The following is a 964-nucleotide window of genomic DNA, read 5'->3' on the forward strand; positions in this document are numbered from 1 at the left end:
CACAACATCCCGTAGGTCAGATGAGACGAGGAACGAGGCGCTTTACTTGAAAATGAAAGTGACGGTTTAAAAAACTCATCACCCCCCATTCATCGTAACTTTAATGTGAGTGATATTTTAACTATGATCACGTGATGTTAAAAATATTTATAAAAGCTAGGAAGTAATGACAATGAGCAAGACAAAAGAGATTTTCATTATTGCTGGGCCTAACGGTGCAGGTAAAACAACCTTTGCATTAGATTTAATAGATGAAGGAATTATTAACCACTACTTAAATGCAGATGAAATTGCGAGAGAAATGTCACCTGCAGAACCGCAAAAAGCCAATGTCAAAGCGGCACGTGTTTTTTTACAAAGGCTGAAAAGCTTATCTGTAGGTGATGATAGCTTTGCCTTTGAAACTACGCTTTCTGGTCTACGTTATTTAGAACACATTAAAGAATGGCAAAATTCTGGTTGGCTGGTATCCGTGTTTTATTTACTGGTTAGCTCTACTGAGGTATCAAAGCAACGAGTTGCTGAACGCGTTGAACAGCGTTGAACATGGTGGACACAGTATCCCAAATAAAGATATAGAGCGTAGATTCCCTAAAAGCCTAGTGAATTTCTACAGGCATTATTCTAAACAAGTAAATTACGCAGAATGCCTTTACAATGAGAACCAAGAGCCGATGTCTATATTTGAAGTGAAGCAAGGCCAATTAAACATTAACGAAACAGAGCTTTACGCCCACTTTATGGAGCTAATTCAGCATGCAGAATCAAGATAATTACCAACCGAGTTTTGATCGTGTTCGCCACTTAAAGCAAGCAGTAAATCGTGTTGTGCGCCGCAGAAAAGCTTTAGGTCAATATATTGTTGTAGCAAACAAAGGTGAAATACAGCGTATAGACTTCCTTGTAAAAAACACAACCCCCGATCACACTACACAACCACCCCGTAGGTCAGATGAGACGAGGG

At 39.4% G+C, this 964-nt stretch carries 2 protein-coding genes; both read left to right on the top strand.

Annotation, left to right across the window (positions count from 1 at the left end; translation table 11 throughout):
• Positions 1-172 precede the first annotated feature (172 nt).
• Positions 173-544 (top strand): ATPase, encoded by a 372-nt coding sequence (locus TY87_RS22390; RefSeq protein ID WP_100188763.1) that lies wholly within the window; start codon positions 173-175, stop codon positions 542-544.
• 212 nt (positions 545-756) lie between these two features.
• The coding region (locus tag TY87_RS22875; protein WP_232617225.1) for a hypothetical protein at positions 757-964 on the top strand (208 nt) is incomplete at its 3' end.

The sequence above is a fragment of the Marinomonas sp. BSi20584 genome (assembly GCF_002792415.1).
Classification (GTDB): domain Bacteria; phylum Pseudomonadota; class Gammaproteobacteria; order Pseudomonadales; family Marinomonadaceae; genus Marinomonas; species Marinomonas polaris.